This window comes from Geodermatophilus sp. SYSU D00696, from assembly GCF_054050235.1.
In genome coordinates, this window is record NZ_JBJGYY010000040.1 from 12,676 (window position 1) to 30,715 (window position 18,040).

Annotated in this window: 20 protein-coding genes; 16 read left to right on the forward strand and 4 right to left on the reverse strand. The window is 77.3% G+C overall.

Going from position 1 to position 18,040, the window contains the following annotated elements; translation table 11 throughout:
- The first annotated feature begins 83 nt into the window (after positions 1-83).
- Together ACI79O_RS20180 and ACI79O_RS20185 are read left to right on the forward strand one after the other, a co-directional pair.
- Positions 84-884, forward strand: coding sequence for a DeoR/GlpR family DNA-binding transcription regulator (locus ACI79O_RS20180; RefSeq protein ID WP_456892740.1), 801 nt, complete (start codon positions 84-86; stop codon positions 882-884).
- The gene (locus tag ACI79O_RS20185) at positions 881-1,252 is read left to right on the forward strand and encodes a DUF4406 domain-containing protein (protein WP_456892742.1); all 372 of its coding nucleotides are present in this window, start codon (positions 881-883) and stop codon (positions 1,250-1,252) included. The genes ACI79O_RS20180 and ACI79O_RS20185 overlap by 4 nt, the downstream gene beginning before the upstream one ends.
- Positions 1,253-1,267: 15 nt before the next feature.
- Here ACI79O_RS20185 and ACI79O_RS20190 read toward each other — a convergent pair whose 3' ends face one another.
- Positions 1,268-3,259: an acetoacetate--CoA ligase gene (locus tag ACI79O_RS20190; protein WP_456915018.1), complete on the reverse strand. Its 1,992-nt coding sequence runs from the start codon at positions 3,257-3,259 to the stop codon at positions 1,268-1,270.
- A gap of 234 nt (positions 3,260-3,493) precedes the next feature.
- Between ACI79O_RS20190 and ACI79O_RS20195 the strand changes: the two genes are divergently transcribed.
- The 8 genes from ACI79O_RS20195 (at position 3,494) to ACI79O_RS20230 (ending at position 10,598) form a co-directional block, all read left to right on the forward strand.
- Entirely contained in the window at positions 3,494-4,345 is an 852-nt protein-coding gene (locus ACI79O_RS20195) for a hypothetical protein (RefSeq protein WP_456915019.1), read from the forward strand.
- A gap of 94 nt (positions 4,346-4,439) precedes the next feature.
- A complete protein-coding gene (locus ACI79O_RS20200; RefSeq protein WP_456915020.1) occupies positions 4,440-5,708 on the forward strand; it encodes a hypothetical protein in 1,269 nt (422 codons plus the stop codon).
- Between the two features lie 70 nt (positions 5,709-5,778).
- Positions 5,779-6,180, forward strand: a complete 402-nt coding sequence (locus ACI79O_RS20205) for a DUF2237 family protein (protein WP_456877445.1) — start codon at positions 5,779-5,781, stop codon at positions 6,178-6,180.
- A gap of 50 nt (positions 6,181-6,230) precedes the next feature.
- The gene (locus tag ACI79O_RS20210) at positions 6,231-6,725 is read left to right on the forward strand and encodes a glutathione peroxidase (protein WP_456892750.1); all 495 of its coding nucleotides are present in this window, start codon (positions 6,231-6,233) and stop codon (positions 6,723-6,725) included.
- A 69-nt stretch (positions 6,726-6,794) separates the two neighbouring features.
- Complete coding sequence (locus tag ACI79O_RS20215; RefSeq protein ID WP_456915021.1) at positions 6,795-7,511, forward strand: mycothiol-dependent nitroreductase Rv2466c family protein; 717 nt, start codon at positions 6,795-6,797, stop codon at positions 7,509-7,511.
- 63 nt (positions 7,512-7,574) lie between these two features.
- Entirely contained in the window at positions 7,575-8,645 is a 1,071-nt protein-coding gene (locus tag ACI79O_RS20220; protein WP_456915022.1) for a FecCD family ABC transporter permease, read from the forward strand.
- Positions 8,646-8,655: 10 nt separating this feature from the next.
- The gene (locus tag ACI79O_RS20225) at positions 8,656-9,765 is read left to right on the forward strand and encodes a FecCD family ABC transporter permease (RefSeq protein ID WP_456915023.1); all 1,110 of its coding nucleotides are present in this window, start codon (positions 8,656-8,658) and stop codon (positions 9,763-9,765) included.
- The gene (locus tag ACI79O_RS20230) at positions 9,762-10,598 is read left to right on the forward strand and encodes an ABC transporter ATP-binding protein (protein WP_456892758.1); all 837 of its coding nucleotides are present in this window, start codon (positions 9,762-9,764) and stop codon (positions 10,596-10,598) included. The genes ACI79O_RS20225 and ACI79O_RS20230 overlap by 4 nt, the downstream gene beginning before the upstream one ends.
- 117 nt (positions 10,599-10,715) lie before the next feature.
- On the opposite strand, the gene ACI79O_RS20235 is transcribed toward ACI79O_RS20230, so the two are convergent.
- Positions 10,716-11,660, reverse strand: coding sequence for a siderophore-interacting protein (locus tag ACI79O_RS20235; RefSeq protein WP_456892760.1), 945 nt, complete (start codon positions 11,658-11,660; stop codon positions 10,716-10,718).
- Between the two features lie 111 nt (positions 11,661-11,771).
- Between ACI79O_RS20235 and ACI79O_RS20240 the strand changes: the two genes are divergently transcribed.
- A complete protein-coding gene (locus ACI79O_RS20240; protein ID WP_456915024.1) occupies positions 11,772-12,773 on the forward strand; it encodes an ABC transporter substrate-binding protein in 1,002 nt (333 codons plus the stop codon).
- Here ACI79O_RS20240 and ACI79O_RS20245 read toward each other — a convergent pair.
- Together ACI79O_RS20245 and ACI79O_RS20250 are read right to left on the reverse strand one after the other, a co-directional pair.
- Entirely contained in the window at positions 12,770-13,741 is a 972-nt protein-coding gene (locus ACI79O_RS20245) for an EamA family transporter (RefSeq protein ID WP_456915025.1), read from the reverse strand. The genes ACI79O_RS20240 and ACI79O_RS20245 overlap by 4 nt on opposite strands.
- Positions 13,742-13,788: 47 nt before the next feature.
- Positions 13,789-14,187: a VOC family protein gene (locus ACI79O_RS20250; RefSeq protein ID WP_456892778.1), complete on the reverse strand. Its 399-nt coding sequence runs from the start codon at positions 14,185-14,187 to the stop codon at positions 13,789-13,791.
- 118 nt (positions 14,188-14,305) lie between these two features.
- On the opposite strand from ACI79O_RS20250, the gene ACI79O_RS20255 reads away from it, so the two are divergent.
- From ACI79O_RS20255 to ACI79O_RS20275, 5 genes are all read left to right on the forward strand, one after another.
- Positions 14,306-14,674, forward strand: coding sequence for a hypothetical protein (locus tag ACI79O_RS20255; RefSeq protein WP_456915026.1), 369 nt, complete (start codon positions 14,306-14,308; stop codon positions 14,672-14,674).
- Positions 14,675-14,703: 29 nt separating this feature from the next.
- Positions 14,704-15,486, forward strand: a complete 783-nt coding sequence (locus ACI79O_RS20260) for a thioesterase family protein (protein ID WP_456915027.1) — start codon at positions 14,704-14,706, stop codon at positions 15,484-15,486.
- A gap of 66 nt (positions 15,487-15,552) precedes the next feature.
- Positions 15,553-16,443 (forward strand): mechanosensitive ion channel family protein, encoded by an 891-nt coding sequence (locus ACI79O_RS20265; RefSeq protein ID WP_456892769.1) that lies wholly within the window; start codon positions 15,553-15,555, stop codon positions 16,441-16,443.
- The gene (locus tag ACI79O_RS20270; protein ID WP_456915028.1) at positions 16,440-16,955 is read left to right on the forward strand and encodes a hypothetical protein; all 516 of its coding nucleotides are present in this window, start codon (positions 16,440-16,442) and stop codon (positions 16,953-16,955) included. The genes ACI79O_RS20265 and ACI79O_RS20270 overlap by 4 nt, the downstream gene beginning before the upstream one ends.
- Positions 16,956-16,980: 25 nt before the next feature.
- Complete coding sequence (locus ACI79O_RS20275) at positions 16,981-18,027, forward strand: nitronate monooxygenase (protein ID WP_456892773.1); 1,047 nt, start codon at positions 16,981-16,983, stop codon at positions 18,025-18,027.
- Positions 18,028-18,040: the final 13 nt, after the last annotated feature.

An 18,040-nucleotide genomic window follows, 5' to 3' on the forward strand; every position in this document is an offset into this window, starting at 1 on the left:
CGTGCGCGCCGAGCCCGGTCGACGAGCAGGTCGCACTTCACAGGTACTTCACACATCTCACAACAGCCTGATAGGAAGACGGCATGGGCGTCCCGGACCGGCTCGACGTCACCCTGCGGCTGGTGCGCAACGCCGGCCGGGTGCCCCTGGCCGACCTCGCGGCCCGTCTCGGCGTCTCGGAGATGACCGTCCGCCGCGACCTCGACGCGCTGCAGGCCCGGGGGCTGGTCGAGCGGGTGCGCGGTGGCGCGGTCGCCGTCGCCGGACCCGAGAGCGCGGCCGGGTTCGCCGCGCGGGCCGGCTGGCAGGCCGGGCTCAAGGAGCGCATCGGCCGGGCCGCGGCCGCGCTGGTCGAGCCAGGCTCCACCGTGCTGCTCGACGCCGGGACGACGACGGTGCACGTCGCGCGGGCGCTGGCCGCCCGCGCCGCCGCGGGCGAGGGCCCGTTCACCGCCGCCGTCGTGAGCCTGCCGGTGGCCGAGGCGCTCGCCGACCGGCCGGGGGTGCGGCTGCTCGTCGTCGGCGGGGAGTCGCGGCCGGGCGAGCGCAGCCTGTCCGGGCCGCTGACCGCCGCGGTGCTGCGGCAGCTCACCTTCGACCTGTTCGTCATGTCGATCGGGGCCGTGAGCGCGCAGGCCGGCTGGTCGGAGTTCACCCTCGAGGACGCCGCGGTCAAGCAGGTGGGGCTGGCGCAGGCGCGCGCCACCCTCGTCGTCGCCGACGCCGCCAAGCTCGGCGTGCGCGCGTTCGCCTCGGTGGCGCCGCTGGACGCCGTCGGCCGGCTGGTCACCGACGCCAGCGCCCGCGACCCGCAGCTCAGCCCCGCGGCGCAGGACACCCTCGCCGCGCTCGACGACGCCGGCGTGGAGGTCGACTTCTCGTGACGCAGCCCCTGATGATCCTGGTCGCCGGCCCCTACCGCGGGGGCACCGGCGACGACCCGGAGGAGATCGCGGCCAACCACCGCGCCATCCAGCGGGCCTGCCTGGAGCTGTTCCGCGCCGGCCACCTCGCCGTCAACGGGGAGGACCTCGCGCTGCCGCTGGCCGAGCTCGCGGGCTCGACCCGGGTGGGCGACGCCGCCTTCGACGAGGTGTTCCACCCGATGGGCCGGCGGCTGGTCGCCCGCGTCGACGCCGTGCTGCGGCTACCCGGCGCCTCGGCCGGGTCCGACGAGATGGTCGCGCTGGCCCGCGCCCGCGGCGCCGCGGTCTACACCAGCCTCGAGGAGGTGCCGGCGGTGACCCGGTGACCCCGGCCGGTCCGGTCAGCGAGCGCCGCGCTCCCGGGCCAGCGCGACGTAGTGCTCGACCAGCGAGGCGTCGTCGACCGCTCCGGGGTTGACCGCCTTCTCCGGTGGCACGCCCTGGAACAGCCGCTTGAGCGGCACCTCCAGCCGCTTGCCGGTGCGGGTGTGCGGGACGCCGGGGACGACGACGATCTCGTCGGGCACGTGCCGCGGGCTGGCCGAGGTCCGGATCGCGGCGCGGATGCGCCCGGCGAGGTCGTCGGTGAGCTCGGCGCCGGGCGTCAGCTGCACGAACAGCGGCATCCAGTAGCCGCCGTCGCGCTGCTCGACGCCGAGGACGACGCAGTCGGCGACCTCGGGGAAGCCCTCGACGGCGGCGTAGATGTCGGCGGTGCCCATGCGCACGCCGCCGCGGTTGAGCGTGGAGTCCGAGCGGCCGGTGATGACGCAGGTGCCGCGCTCGGTGACCTCCATCCAGTCGCCGTGCCGCCACACGCCCGGCCACGGCTCGAAGTAGGCCTCGCGGTAGCGGCTGCCGTCGGGGTCGTTCCAGAAGTGCAGCGGCATCGTGGGCATCGGCTCGGTGATGACCAGCTCGCCGAGCTCGCCGACGACGGGCCGGCCGTCCTCGTCCCACGCCGCCGCGGCGACGCCGAGCATCGGCCGCTGCAGCTCCCCGGCGGTGACCGGGAGCAGCAGGGTGCTGCCGATGAACCCGGTCGCGACGTCGGTGCCGCCCGACACCGAGGCGAGGAAGACGTCGCTGCCCACCGCGTCGTACACCCAGTGGAACGCCGACTCCGGCAGCGGTGAGCCGGTCGACCCGATCGTCCGCAGCGCCGAGAGGTCGTGGGTCTCCCCCGGCCGGACGCCGGCCTTCTCGCAGGCGACGAGGTACCCGGCGCTGGTGCCGAGGTAGGTGATGCCGGTGCGCGCGGCGAGGGCGAACTGGGCGTCGACCGAGGGGTACGCCGGGGCGCCGTCGTGGACGACCACGGTGGCGCCGCGCAGCAGCGCCGAGGTGGCGATGTTCCACATGATCCAGGCGGTGGAGGCGTACCAGTAGAAGCGGTCGCCCGGGCCGACGTCGCCGTGCAGGCCCAGCTGCTTGTGCTGCTCGAGCACGACCCCGCCGTGCCCGTGCACGATGCCCTTCGGCAGGCCCGTGGTGCCCGAGGAGTAGACGATCCACAGCGGGGCGTCGAACGGCAGCGCCTCGAACTCCGGCTCCTGCACCTCGGCGACGACGTCGGCCCAGGCCAGCGCGTCGTCGGGCAGTTCGCCGGGGAACAGCCGGGGGACGGCGACCGTCGTCCGCACGCTGGGCAGGGCCGCGCGCAGCTCCGCGACGACGTCGCGCCGGTCGTAGGACCTGCCGTTGAACCGGTACCCGTCGACGGCGACCAGCACGGTCGGCTCGATCTGGGCGAACCGGTCGAGGACGGCGCGGGTGCCGAAGTCCGGTGCGCACGAGGACCACACCGCGCCGATCGACGCGGCGCCGAGGAACGCGACGACCGCCTCGGGGACGTTGGGCAGGTACCCGGCGACGCGGTCCCCGCGCCGCACCCCGAGCCGGCGCAGGGTGGCGGCGAACGCGCCGACCCGGCCGCGCAGGTCGGCCCAGGAGACCTCGACCGGCTCGGCGTCCTCGGCCACCGCGACCAGCGCCGGATGCGCGTCGGTGGCGTGCCGCAGCGCCTGCTCGGCGTAGTTCAGCGTGGCGCCGGGGAACCAGACCGCGCCGGGCATGCTCCGGTGGGGGAGCACCCGGTCGTCGGGGACGCCGGGCAGCACCCCGGACCAGGCGGCGACGTCGGCCCAGAACTGGTCGAGGTGTCCGACCGACCAGCGCCAGATCGCGTCGTAGTCCGTCGGGTCGAGGTCGAGCCCGCGGCGCGCGGCCACCTCGCGGGCGAACCCCGCCAGCCGGGTCGCCTCCCGGGACTCCTGCGTCGGCTGCCACAGGACGGCGGGGCCGGTCGCGGCGCCGGGAGTGTCGAGGGTCACGCCGGGACTCTGCCACCGCCGGGCGCCCATCGGGTGACCGGGGCGGTGCCCCGGTGGACCGGACGGTCACGTCCCGTCGGCCCGGTTCCCCTGATCGGGCGACTCCCGTTTCGCGGTGACCCTGGGTTGCAATCCATGTGCTGATTGTCACGACGGCACGGCGGGGGAGGTGCGATGGCCGGACGACCCGGACCGGGAGGCCGTCGCGCCCGCCTGCGCCGGTGGAGCGGCCGCGTGCTGGTCCTGGCCGGCGTCGGTGCCGGCGTGTGGCTGGCCGGCCAGACGGCCGCCGCCGCGGACGACGTCGTCCCCGCGCCCGCCTCGGTACAGCAGCTCCTGGGTGGGGCGACGGCGCCGCTGCCCGAGGTCCTGCCCCCGGTCGTGCCGCCGGTCGTCGAGACGGTGACCGAGACGGTGGCGCCGGTCGTCGCGCCCGTGACCGGCGCGCTCGCCCCGGTGACCGACGCGCTCGACCCGGTGCTCGCGCCCGTGGGCGAGGCCCTCGCACCGGTCACTGAGGCCCTGGCGCCCGTCACCGACGTCCTGGCCCCGGTCACCGACGTCCTGGCCCCGGTCACCGACGCGGTCGCGCCCGTTCCCGAGGTCCTCGAGCCGGTGACCGGGGGGCTGCCGCCCGTCCCCGGTCAGGGCGACGTGCCGCCGCCCGGCGCCGCTCCCGCGGCCTCCCCCGCACCGACCGCGCCGCCGTCCGCCGCCGCGCCGGTGGACGCCTCCGCCCCGGCGGCCCCGGGCGCCGTGGCCCCGAGCCCGGGGTCGCCGGACGCCGGGCCGACGGCGACCCCCGCCGGCCCGGCCGTCCCCGCGCCGTCCGCGCCCGCCGCCGCCGTCGTCCCCGCGCAGCCGCTGCCCGTCCCGCCGGTCGCCCCGGCCGCGCCGGTGGTCCCGGCCGTGCCGGCGCCGGCGGGCACGGCGGCGTCCGGGGCCGGCGCCGACCGCGACCAGCCCTCCGCCGACCTCGCCGAGGCCGCCCGCGCCGCGCTCGTCCGCGCGGCCGGTGCCGTCTCCGCCGGCGCCCGCGAGGCCGCGGCCGCCGACCCGGTCGACCCCGCCACCTCTCCCGACTGAGTGCTGCGCCGCCGGCTCCCCCGCCGGCCGAGCGCACGACCCCCGCCGTCCCGTCCGGGACCGGGGTCCCCAGCACCCAGTCAGGAGACCTCTCATGGACCGATGGGCCACCCGTGCCCTGCGCGTGGCGTTGCTGACCGGCGGCCTGCTGGCCGTCGGGACCGGCGTCGCCTCGGCGTCCGACGACCTCGACGTGACCGTGCCGGTCACCGTCACCGACAACGCGGTGGGCGTCCTCGGCGACGTCCCCGTCGACGGCGGCCTCGAGCTGCCCGCCGTCTCGGCCGAGCTCACCGCCGACCTCGGCCCCGCCACCGTCTCGGTGCCCGTGACGATCGGCGGCAACGACGCCGCGGTCGCCGGCGGCGAGGTCGCCCAGGCGCCGGCCGCGCCCCCGCCCGCCGGACCGGCCGACGTCGCCGTCCCGGTCACCGTGACGGGCAACGCCGTCGGCGTCCTCGGCGACGCGTCGGCCACCGGCACCGCCCCGGCGGCGCCGCCGGCCGCGGTGGCCGTGCCCGTGACCGTCTGCGGCACCGGCGCCGGCGTGCTCGGCGACGCGGCCGGCCAGTGCACCCCGGCCGGCGGCGGCACGACCGGGACCGACGGTCCGGCCGGTGACCTGCTCGACGTCGCCGTGCCGGTCACCGTCTGCGGCACCGGCGTGGGCGTGCTCGGCGACGCCGCCGCGGACTGCGCCCTGCCGGGCGGCAGCGGGTCCGGGGACGGCGCGGGTGACGGCGCCCTCGTCGACGTCGACGTGCCCGTGACCGTGTGCGGCACCGTCGTCGGCCTGCTCGGCGACGCGTCGGCCGACTGCGCCCCGCCGGCGGACGGCGCCGGCACCGGTGGTGGTGACGGCACCGGCGGCGGTGACGGGACCGGCATCGACGTCCCGGTGACCGTCTGCGGCGTGGGGCTCGGCCTGCTCGGCGACGCGTCGGCCGACTGCTCGCCGTCCGCCGGCCCGACGCCACCGGCCGGTCCGCAGCAGCCGGGTCTCCAGCCGGGTCACCCGCACGCCGGCGGCCAGGCCGGGGACCGGCCCGCCGACCGGGCGCCCTCCCGGCCGGCCGCCTGGACCGGCTCCCGGAGCGGTACCTGGCCCGGCGCGTGGACCGGCCCGTGGACCGGCCCGTGGACGGGCTCCTGGACCGGCCCGTGGACCGGGACCTGGTCGGCCGCGTCGTCCGGCGCGTGGTCCGACTCCGGTAGCGCGGCGGCCGGGGACTCCGGCACCGCCGGCGGGCGCCTGGCCTACACCGGCACCGACACCACCGGGGTGCTGGGCAAGGGCCTGCTGGCCCTGCTGCTGGGCGCGGTGCTGACCCTGTCCGCCCGGCGCCGGCCGGTGACCGGCTGACCAACCGCGGGCCCGGCCGACCGCACCGTCGGCCGGGCCCGCGGCACGCCCGCTCTGCCACCATCCGCCCATGACCGAGCCGGAGACCGAGCGCAACGTGCTGGGTGGGGAACTCGAGCCCTGCGGGACCGAGCCGCTGACCGGCTTCTTCCGCGACGGGACCTGCCGCAGCGGGCCGGAGGACCTCGGGAGCCACACGGTGTGCGCCGTGGTGTCGCGGGAGTTCCTCGCCCTGCAGCGCGAGCTCGGCAACGACCTCACCACGCCGCGCCCGGAGTACGGGTTCCCGGGCCTGCGCCCCGGTGACCGCTGGTGCGTCGTCGCGGTGCGCTGGCTGCAGGCCTACCGCGCCGGGGCGGCGGCCGGCGTGGTGCTGGCGGCCACCAACGCGCGGGCGCTGGAGGTGGTACCGCTGTCGGCGCTGCGCCAGCACGCCGTCGACGTCCCCGACGACGTCCGCGGTCTGGACTGAGGGGATGATCGGCGGGGCGCCCGCACCCCGTCCCGCACCGAGGAGCCCCCGTGACCGACCTGCTCGACCTGCCCGTCGCGACCCTGCAGGGCGAGGACACCACGCTCGGCGAGCTGACCGGCCGCCGCCCGGCGCTGCTGGTCAACGTGGCCAGCCGGTGCGGCCTGACCCCGCAGTACACCCAGCTCGAGCAGCTGCAGCGCGAGTACGGCCCCCGCGGGTTCACCGTCGTCGGCCTGCCCTGCAACCAGTTCGCCGGACAGGAGCCGGGCACCGCCGAGGAGATCGCCGGCTTCTGCTCGGCCACCTACGGCGTCACGTTCCCCATGACGGACAAGATCGAGGTCAACGGGGAGGGAGCGCACCCGGTGTACCAGCGGCTGGCCACGGCCGCCGACGCGAACGGCGAGGCCGGCCCGGTGCAGTGGAACTTCGAGAAGTTCCTGGTCGACGCCGACGGCGCGGTCGTCGCGCGGTTCCGGCCGACGACCGACCCGGGCGCACCCGAGGTCCGCACCGCGATCGAGGCCCTCCTGCCGAGCTGAGGCCCCGCGGGGCGCAGCCGATGTCGCGATGAAGGCACGGGACCGCGGCGGCAGGTGCAGCATGGAGCCGTGGCCGACCTGCACTTCTACTTCGACCCCGTCTGCCCCTTCGCCTGGCTGACCAGCAGGTGGGTGCGCCTGGTCGCCGCGCAGCGCGCCTACGACGTCGACTGGCGGCTGATCTCGCTGCGGCTGCTCAACGCGCACGTCGACTACGCCGCGCACTTCCCGCCCGAGTACGAGGAGGGCCACACCGCGGGCCTGCGGCTGCTGCGGGTGTTCGCGCAGACGCGCGAGCAGCACGGGCGGGCGGCGGTCGGCGTCCTCTACGAGCACCTCGGGCAGCGGGTGTTCGAGACCGAGCCCGACCGTCCCGGCACCGCGGCCCGGCGCGGCACCGCCGCCTACCTGGAGCCGGTCCTCGACCGGGCCGGGCTGCCGCGGGACCTGGCCGCCGCGCTCGACGACGACCGCTGGGACGGCGTGCTGCAGGCCGAGACCGACGAGGCACTGAGCCTGACCGGCCGCGACGTCGGCACGCCGATCCTGCACTTCGAGCCGCCGGACGGCATCGCGTTCTTCGGCCCGGTGATCAGCCGGGTGCCCGCGGAGGACCGCGCGGCGGAGCTGTGGGACCACGTGGTGGGCCTGGCCCGCTTCCCGGGCTTCGCCGAGCTCAAGCGCAGCCTGCGCGAGCGGCCGCAGCTGCCCGCGGCGGGCGTGGCACCCGGCCAGGTCGGGGTGGAGGAGGAGTGGCGCGCAGGGAGCCGCCGGCTGGACGGGTGAGCACACCGTCCGGCCACGGACTAAGGTGAGCCTCACCTAGCCCCCGCCGTCCGGAGCTCGCCGGTGCCCGTCCCCAGCGCCACCCGCCCCCCTGCGGCGACCCCGGGGACCGTCGGGCGCCCGGCCCGCGCCACCCGCACCCGGCGCCGCGTGCTCGGCGTCCTCGTCCTGGCCGGGCTGGTCGTCGTCGCCTGTGCGGCGAGCATCGCGATCGGCACCCGCCCGCTGGGCCTGGGCACCGTCTGGACCGCGCTCACCGACCGCTCGCTGGGCACCGAGGAGGCAGTGATCGTCTGGGACCTGCGGGTCCCGCGGACGGCGCTGGGCCTCATGGTCGGCGCCGCGCTCGGCGTCTCCGGCGCGCTGATGCAGGGCCACACCCGCAACCCGCTGGGCGACCCCGGCCTGCTGGGCATCACCGCCGGGGCCTCGTTCGCCGTCGTCCTGGCGATCACGCTGCTGGGCGTCGGGACGCCGTCGGGCTACGTGTGGTTCGCCTTCGCCGGGGCCCTGGCCGGCACGGTCGCCGTGTTCGTGCTCGGCTCGGCGGGCAAGGGCGGGGCCACCCCGGTCACCCTCGCGCTGGCCGGGGCGGCGCTGTCCGCGCTGCTGTTCGCGCTGGTCCGGGCACTGCTGGTCAGCGACTCCGACTCCCTCGACGCCTTCCGGTTCTGGGTGGTCGGCGCGCTGGCCGGCCGCGGTGCCGACGTCGCCTGGCAGGTGGCGCCGTTCATCGCCGCCGGCCTGGTGCTCGCGCTGCTCAACGCGCCCGCCCTGGACCTGCTCGGCATGGGCGAGGACGTCGCCCGCGGCCTGGGCCAGCGGGTGTGGCTGGCCCGCGGGCTCGGGCTGGCCGCGGTCACCCTGCTGGCCGGCGCGGCCACCGCCGCCTGCGGCCCGATCGCCTTCGTCGGGCTGGTGGTGCCGCACGTGGTCCGGGCGTTCACCGGGCCGGCGCACCGGTGGCTGGTGCCCTGCTCCGGCCTGCTGGGCGCGGTGCTGCTGCTCTCCGCCGACGTCGTCGGCCGGGTGGTGGCCCGCCCCGGTGAGCTGCAGGTGGGCATCGTGCTCGCGCTCGTCGGCAGCCCGTTCTTCGTGGCGCTGGTCCGCCGCCGCCGGACGGCGACACTGTGAGGGCCGAGCCGTGACCGCCTCCGTCGACGCCGTCCGGCAGACGACGCCGCCCGAGCCCGGCGGGCGCCCGGCCGGCCGCGCGGTCACGGTGCGGATCGGGCCGGTCTCGGCGCGGTTCCGCTGGCGCTCGGTCGTCGTCCCGCTGGCCGCGCTCGCCGTCGTCGTGCTGCTGGCGGCGGCCAGCCTGGGCCGCGGCGACTACCCCCTCGGCATCGGTGACGTGCTGCGGACGCTGGTGGGCGCCGGCGTGGAGAGCCACCGGTTCATCGTGCTGGAGCTGCGTGCCCCGCGGACGCTGGTCGGGGTGCTGGTGGGCCTGGCGCTGGGCCTGGCCGGGGCGCTGTTCCAGACCTTCGCCCGCAACCCGCTGGCCTCCCCCGACGTCCTCGGCATCACCCAGGGCGCCTCGGTCGGCGCGGTCGCGGCGATCGTGCTCGGCGGCAGCGGCTCGGCCGGCGCGCTGCTCGGCGGCCTCGGGGTGCCGCTGGCCGCGCTGCTCGGTGCGCTGGTCGCGGGTGCCCTGCTGTTCGTCCTCGCCTGGCGCGCCGGGCTCGACGGCTTCCGCCTCGTGCTGGTGGGCATCGCGCTGTGGACCGCCGGCCAGGCGCTCACCGACTGGCTGCTCACCCGCGCGGAGATCTACGACGCCGCGGCCGCGTACGTGTGGATCACCGGCTCGCTCAACGCCCGCACCTGGGACCAGGCCGCGCAGCTGGCGCTCTCCCTCGCGGTGCTGGTCCCCCTCGCGCTGGCCGCCGGGCGCGTCCTGGGCGTCCTGCAGTTCGGCGACGACACCGCCCGCGGTCTCGGCGTCCGGCTGGCCAGGGCACAGGCGGCGGTGGTCGTCGTCGCGGTCCTGCTGGTCGCGGCGGCGGTGGCCGCGGCCGGTCCGATCGCGTTCGTGGCGCTCGTCGTGCCGCAGATCGCCGTCCGGCTGACCGGGGGCTCGCGGCCGCCGCTGCTGGCCTCGGGCCTGCTCGGCGCCGCGCTGGTCACCGGCGCCGACCTGCTCACCCGCACCGTCCTGCCCGAGGCGCTCCCGGTCGGCATCCTCACCGCCGCCGTCGGCGCGCCCTACCTCCTCTGGCTGCTCGTCCGCGGGAGGCGGACCCCCGCATGACCACCTCCACCTCCGAGGCGCCCGTGCACGTGCCCACCCCCGTCCCCCCGGTCCGCCTGGCCGCCGAGGACCTGCGCCTGGCCTACGACGACCGGGTGGTCGTCGACGGGCTCGACCTCACCCTCACCGACGGCTCGTTCACCGCGATCGTCGGCCCCAACGGCTGCGGCAAGTCCACGCTGCTGCGCGCGCTGGGCCGGTTGCTGCGCCCGGCGGCCGGCCGGGTGCTGCTCGACGGCCGGTCGATCGCGAGGACGCCGACCCGCGAGGTGGCCCGCGTCCTCGGCCTGCTGCCGCAGACGCCGGTGGCGCCGGCCGGCCTGACCGTGGCCGACCTGGTCGCCCGCGGCCGGCACCCGCACCAGAGCTGGCTGCAGCAGTGGTCGCGCGAGGACGAGGCCGTCGTCGCCGAGGCGCTGGCCTGGACCGACATGGCCGACCTCGGCGACCGCCCGGTCGACGAGCTCTCCGGCGGGCAGCGGCAGCGGGCCTGGATCTCCATGGCGCTGGCGCAGCAGACCGACCTGCTCCTGCTCGACGAGCCGACGACCTACCTGGACCTCTCCCACCAGATCGACGTGCTGGAGCTGGTGTCCCGGCTGCACGCCGAGCGGGGCCGCACGGTGGTCGTCGTGCTGCACGACCTCAACCTCGCCGCCCGGTACGCGCAGCGGCTGGTGGCCATGCGCGACGGCGTCCTGGTCGCGTCGGGCACGCCGCACGAGGTGCTGACCGAGCAGCTGCTGGCCGACGTCTTCGACCTCGAGGCCCGCGTGGTGCCCGACCCGGTGACCGGCACGCCGATGGTGGTCCCGGTCCGCCGCCTCCGCTGACCCCGCGGGGGGTTGACCGGGGATCAGGGTCCCTGATCCCCGGGCGTCCTCCCTCTCGTCCCACCGTGGGGGAGGACGCTCCACGATCAGGGACCCTGATCGTGGAACGGCATCCCGTCAGGACTCCGAGCGGCCCTCGCGCCAGTAGCCCATGAACGCCACCGCGCGCCGGTCGACGCCGAGGTCGGCGACCAGGTGCCGGCGCAGCCGCTTGACCACCCCGGCCTCACCGGCCAGCCACGCGTAGCAGCCCGCGCCCGCCTCCGGGTCCTCGGGGACCTCCCACAGCGGCTCGGCATCGAGGTCGACGTCCTCCGGGGCGGCGCCCGGCGCCGCGGCGACGCCGAGGTCGACCAGCGCGGCGTGGACGGCGGGGACGAGCAGCTCGCCGCGCGGGCGGTCGGCGCGGGCCAGCCAGCGCACGCTCACTCCCTCGGGCAGCCGCAGGTCCTGCACGTCGCCGGCCTGCGGCACCTCCAGGACGGCGACGGCGCGCCGCCCGGTCGGCAGGGACTCCAGGATCGCGCCGACCGCGGGGACGGCGGTCTCGTCGCCGGCCAGCAGCAGGCAGCGCGCGGTCGCGGGCGGCGCCCACTCGACCCCCCAGGCGCGGCCGCGACCGGGCCGATCCGGGCCCATGAGCACGACCGGGTCGCCCGGCGCGGCGTGCGCGGCCCAGGTCGCGGCCGGGCCGGCGTGCCCGTCGTCGACGCCGTGCAGGACGACGTCGAGGTCGACCTCGGCCACCTCCGGCCGCGCCGCGCGCACGGTGTAGGTGCGCAGCACCGGCCGGCGCTCCTCCGGCAGCGCGCACCAGGCGGGGTACCACTCGGAGCCGGCGGCGTGCAGCTCGGCCAGCGCGCTCGGGTCGGGGGCGAGGACGAGCTTGACCCGCTGGTCGTCACCGGCCACGCCGAACCCGCCCAGCCGCGGCCCGGTGAGGGTGACCCGGACCATCGACGGGCCCAGCGGGCGCACCCGCGCGACGACCGTCTCGAAGAACAGCCACTGCGGCAGCGCGGCGGCCGGGGCCTCGGTCGTCGCGGTCTCGGTCGTGGTCACTGCGGTCTCCGCTCTCCCGGTCGGACGGCCCGGGCGGACCGCGAGTAAGGCAAGGCTAACCTCTCCGCTGCCCGCAGGGGAGTCCCCCTGCCCGACCTGCGAGGAGACCCCGTGTCCCGACCCCCGCGCGCGCTCGGCGCCGCCCTGGCGCTCACCGCGCTGCTCGCCGCGAGCGCCTGCTCGACCGCCGAGGACACCCAGGCGGCCGCCTCGTCCGGGCCGGGCTGGTCGTTCACCGACGACGTCGGCACCACCGTCGAGCTCGACGCGCGGCCCGAGCGGGTCGCCGGCCTCAACTACGTCGCGTCGTCGCTGTGGAACCTCGGCATCGAGCCGGTGGCGACCTTCGGCCAGACCTCGGCCGCCGACGACGTGCAGTTCGAGGGGCGCGACCTGTCCGGGGTGGAGATCGTCGGCGAGAGCTACGGCGCGATCGACCTCGAGGCGCTGGCCGCCGCCGATCCCGACGTCGTCGTGACCACGGTCTACCCGGTGGACTCCGAGGGGACGCTGGACGGGACCCAGCCGCTGTACGGGTTCGAGTCGCTGGAGCAGCAGGAGCAGGTCGCGCGGATCGCCCCGGTGATCGCGATCGCCTGGCGCGGGTCGGCCGCCGACGTCATCGAGCGCACCGCCGAGCTGGCCGGGGCGCTCGGAGCCGACCTGGACGGCCCGGAGGCCAGCGCGGCCCGGCAGGCCTACGAGCAGGCGTCGGCCGTACTCACCGAGGCCGCCTCCTCCGGCGTCACCGTGCTGCCGGTGGCGGCCTACCCCGACGAGGGCTTCTACATGGCCAAGGCCGCCGACGACCCGTCGCTGCGCCTCTACCGGGACCTCGGCGTCCGGTTCGTCGACCCGGGCGGCGAGGGGTACTTCTGGCAGACGGCGGGCTGGGAGAGCGTGCCGCAGCACCCCAGCGACGTCCTGCTGTACTCGCTGCGCGGCGCGATGACGCCCGAGCAGATGTCCGGCCAGCCCACCTACCGGCTGCTGCCGGCCGTGCAGGCCGGACAGGTGCACCCGTGGGAGTACATCGGCATGGACCACGCCGCCCAGGCCCGCTACATGGAACGGCTGGCCGGCTGGCTGCGCGACGCCCGGAAGGTGACCTAGGAGGGCAGCGGCGCCGGCGTCTCCGGGAGGGGCGCCGGCGCCGGACGGGCGCGGGCGCGGGCGGTCTGGGCGAGCGCGATGCCGCCGAGGACGACCAGCCCGCCGAGGACCTGCCAGCCGGTGAGCACCTGCTCCAGCCACAGCCACGCGACCAGCGAGGCGAACACCGGCTCGATCGTGGCCACCAGCCCGGCGGTCGTGGGCGGCAGGTGCCGCAGCGCGGCGATCGACAGCCAGAACGGCGTGATCGCCCCCAGGACGACGATCCACAGCACCAGCACCCACAGCGGCAGCGCCACCGCACCCAGCGAGACCGGCACCCGGTCGGCGAGGACGGCGGGGTCGAAGGGCGTCCACGGCGCGGCGACCGCCCAGAACAACGCCGCGGTCACGAAGCTCCAGCAGGTCAGCGCCACCGGGTCGCGCTCGGCCGTGCCGCGCTCGCCCAGCAGGTAGTAGGTGGCCAGGCAGACCGCCGCGGCCAGGCCCGCGACGACGCCGAGCAGGTCCAGCGAGCCCCCGCCCTGCCACACCTGCGCGACCAGCACCAGGCCGCCCAGTGACAGCGTCAGCGCCAGCCAGATGCGCGGGCGCACCGGCTCCTTCCGCACCAGCCGCACCCACAGCGCGATCCAGACCGGCGCGGTCATCTCGAAGACCAGCGCGATACCGACCGGCAGCCGCCCGATGGCGACGTAGTACAGGAACTGCGTCAGGGCGACGCCGACCACGCCGAACGCGGCGACCAGCGGCACCTCGCGCCAGGTCAGCCGCAGCCGCCGCGGCGCGAGGACCGCGAGCGCGACCAGCAGCCCGGCCGCCGCACCGGCGCAGCGCATCGCCGTCAGCCAGGTCGGCGGGACGCCGGCCCGCAGCGCCAGCGTGGACACCGTGCCGTTGACGGCGAACAGGCCCGCCGCGGCGAGGGTGAGCAGGTAGCCGACGGCGGGCCGGCGGATGGGCGGCACCCGTCCGACTGTAGCGGGCGTAGCGGCAAACGCCGCCTACCGGGGGGTCACTGTCCCTGAGCCGGGTCCATCCACATGACCTCCCAGACGTGGCCGTCGGGGTCGGTGAAGCTCGAGCCGTACAGGAAGCCGTGGTCCTGGGCCGGCATCCAGCGCCCGCCACCGGCGCCGAGGGCCTTCTCCACCAGCTGGTCGACCTCCTCGCGGCTCTCGCAGGAGAGCGCGTACAGCGCCGCCGTCGCCGCCCGCGGGTCGGCGACCTGCGTCCCGTCGGGGACGAAGCCGCGCATCTTCTCGCGGGTCATCAGCTGGAGGAAGATCGTGTCGCTGACGACCACCGAGGCCGACGAGTCGTCGGAGAACTGCTCGTTGATCGAGAAGCCGAGCACGGTGTAGAAGGCGCGGCTGGCCGCCACGTCGGCGACCGGCAGGTTGAGGAAGACCATGCGCACGGGGCACTCCGTCCGTCGGGGGCCCGGCGGGCCCGTCGCGAGGGGAGACGGCCCGGTGCCGCGGAACTCATCGCGCGCGTGGCGCCCGGGGACGCCGGGCACCCTCGACGGCGTGAGCGAACCCCGGCCGCCCTGGTCCCGCCGCCGTCGCCGGCTGCTCACCTGGCTCGCGCTCGGCGCGGCGGCCGGCGGCCTGGGCGCGGTCACGCTGCCCGCGGAGGCCGGGGTGACGGCGGCCTACCTGGGCGCGTTGTGCGCGCTGCTGCTCGTCATGGCGGCGGTGCTCTTCTTCGCGGTCCCCGGGCCGGACACGGTCGGCACGCTGCTGCGCTCCACGCCGCTGGCCGGCGCGGTGTGCGTCGTGGCCGCCCTGCTGGCGCTGTCGACCGAGGGTCAGTCGCTGCGCTGGCTGTGGGGGACCGCCGCGGGCGCGGCCGCCGTGTGGGTCGCCACGGCGGCGTGGCTGACCCGCCGCAGCTGACCGGGCGGCACCCGGCGAGACTGCCCGGCGTGGACCTGCCCCCCGCCTTCTACCTCAACGACGGCGACGGGTTCGCCGCCACCGCGCTGACCATCGGGCCGTGGGACCCGGGCCTGCAGCACGCCGGCCCGCCCGCCGCGCTGCTGGCGCGCGAGGTCGAGCGCACCGGCGGGATCGACGGCGGCCAGCCGGTGCGGCTGGCCTTCGACGTCCTCGGCCCGGTGCCGGTGGGCCCGGTGCGGGTGGGCGCGCGGGTGCTGCGCCCGGGCCGCCGGATCGAGCTGGTCGAGGCGACGCTTCAGGCCGGCGGGCGGCCGGTGATGCGGCTGACCGCCTGGCGGATGCGCGCCCGCGACTCCGCCGCCGCCGCGCACCCGCCGCAGCGGTTCCCGGTCGGGCCGCAGGACGGCCGGCCCGCGGCGTTCTCGGTCTTCCGCCAGGAGGTCGCCTACCACCGGTCGCTGGAGTGGCGCGAGGCCGGCGGCTCGATCAGAGGGACCGGCCCGGCCGCGACGTGGACCCGGCCGCTGTGCGCCCTCGTCGACGGCGAGCCGATCACGCCGCTGCAGCACCTGCTGGTGATGACCGACGCGGCCAGCGGCATCTCCGCGGCGCTGGACTGGTCGCAGGCCACCTTCGCCAACGTCGACCTCGTCGTCGCGCTGTTCCGGCAGCCGGCCGGGCAGTGGCTGGCGATGGACGCCGTCACCACGCTGGGGCCCACCGGGATCGGGCAGTGCGCGGCCGACCTCTACGACACGGAGGGGCGGGTCGGCCGCTCGGTCGCCTCGCTGTTCGTCGAGCCGCGCTGAGCGGCCCGCCCGGGCGGACCGGTTGGATGGGGGCAGGACGCGACACGGACGGAGGACCTGACCGCCATGGGGCCGCTGACCGACCTGCTCGACTGGCTCGCCGGCCGCGGCCTGGAGATCGTGCTGATCATCCTCGGCTCGGTGCTGATCGCCCGCTTCATCACCTGGGTGGGCACGCGGATCACCGACCGCATCGACGCGCGCTCCACCGACGGCGACGTGCTGGTCCGCTCGGAGGCCGCCAAGCACCGGCACTCGCTGACCCAGGTGATCACCTGGGCGCTGATCGTCATGGTCTACGCGGTGGCGGTCTTCTACGTGCTCGCCCGCCTCGGCGTCCCGGTCACCGGGCTGGTGGCGCCGGCCACCGTGCTCGGCGTCGGGCTGGGCTTCGGCGCGCAGCGCATCGTCGGCGACGTCCTGGCCGGGTTCTTCCTCATCACCGAGCGGCAGTACGGCTTCGGCGACGTCGTCTCGATCCAGGTGGTCGGCGGCGGTGACCCGGCCGAGGGCACGGTCGAGGACGTCACGCTGCGGATCACCCGGCTGCGCTCGGCCGACGGCGAGGTGGTCACCCTCCCGAACGGGCAGATCGTCAAGGTCGTCAACCTCTCCCGCGACTGGGCGCGCGCGGTGGTCGACGTCCCCGTGCCGACCAGCGCCGACGTCACCCGGGTCAACGAGATCCTCCACGAGGTCGGCCGGGAGGCCTTCGCCGACGCCGGGCTGCGCCGGCTGCTGCTCGACGAGCCCAGCGTCATGGGCGTGGAGAGCATCGACCTCGAGCAGGTCAACGTGCGGGTGGTGGCGCGGACCCTGCCCGGGCGGCAGTTCGACGTGGGCCGCGACCTGCGCGAGCGGATCGTGCTGGCCTTCGCCCGCGCCGGGCTGACGCTGACGCCGAGTCCCGAGCCGGCTGCCCTGCCCGTTCGCCCCGCGCCGGCGGCGAAGCCGTGACCGTCCCCGGCGCCCCCCGCCCCGCCGAGCCCACCGGCGGACCCGGCTCCGGCGGCGACCCGGCCGCCCGCGGCCGCTTCGGCCTGTCCGTCCTGCGCCGCACGCCCGGCCACATCGGACGGGCCCGCACCTCGACCGTGGTGCTGGTCCTGCTCTTCCTCGGCCTGGGCCTGCTCTACCTCTACGTGCGGCCCGCCCCGGCCGGCACCGACCCGGCGGGCACCACGACGGTGACCACGCCCGCCCCCGCGCCGGCCGGCACCACGCCGCCCGCCACCGAGGCCCCCACCACCGAGGCCCCCACCACCGAGGCGCCCACCACCGAGGCGCCCACCACCGCGGACCCAACCAGCGAGGCGCCGGCGACCACGCCGGAGGAGACCGCCCCGCCGACGACGGAGCCCCCGGCCGGCACGACCGGGGAGACGCCGTCCGAGCCGGTCCCGACGACCACCCGCGGGCCGGCGACGACGCCCGGGTCGGGACCGACGACCGTCTCCCCGCCCGGCTGACCCGGACGGGCGGAGGATGAGCGGCATGGTCCTGGGACTGCGCCGGCCGGTCGTGCAGGCACCGATGGCCGGCGGGCCCTCCACGCCCGCGCTCGCGGCTGCGGTGTCCGAAGGGGGCGGGCTGGGCTGCCTCGCTGCCGGGTACCGGACGCCGTCGGCGGTGCGCGAGGAGGTGCACGCCGTCCGGGCGCTGACCGGGCAGCGGTTCGCGGTCAACGTCTTCCTGCCCGGACCGCCGGCCGACGCCGACGCCGTGCGCCGCTACGCCGAGCGGCTCCGGCCCGAGGCCCGGCGCTGGGGCGTCGACCTGGGCGAGCCCCGGGCCGACGACGACGCCTGGGAGGACAAGGTCGCCCTGCTCGCCGAGGAGCGGGTGCCGGTGGTCTCGTTCACCTTCGGCCTGCCCCGCCCGGACGTGGTCGCCGCGCTGCACGCCGCCGGGTCCACCGTGCTCGTCACCGTCACCACCCCCGAGGAGGCGGTCGCGGCCCGCGACGGCGGCGCCGACGCGCTGGTCGTGCAGGGCATCGAGGCCGGCGGGCACCGGGGCGGACCGTCCGACCGGGACGGCGAGGGCGAGTACGGGCTGCTGCCGCTGCTCCGCCTCGTCGCCCGGGCCGTCGACCTGCCGCTGGTCGCCGCCGGCGGGATCCCCGACGGCGCCGCCGTCGCCGCGGTCCTGGTGGCCGGGGCGGAGGCCGCGCAACTGGGCACGGCGTTCCTCCGCTGCCCCGAGGCGGGCACCGCCCCGGCGCACCGCGAGGCGCTCACCACCTCCGGGCGCACGGCGCTGACCCGCGCCTTCAGCGGCCGGCGCGCCCGCGGGCTGGTCAACCGCTTCCTCACCGAGCACTCCCCCGCCGCCCCGGCGGCCTACCCCCAGGTCCACCACCTGACCTCGCCGCTGCGCGCGGCGGCCCGGCGGGCCGGCGACCCCGGGGGGCAGAGCATGTGGGCCGGGCAGGCGCACCGCCTGGCCGAGGCCGTCCCCGCCGCCGAGCTGGTGCGGCGCCTCGACGACGACGCCCGGGCCGCGCTCGCCCGCGTGCACCCCGGGAACGACCGCCGCTGACCTGGGCTATCGT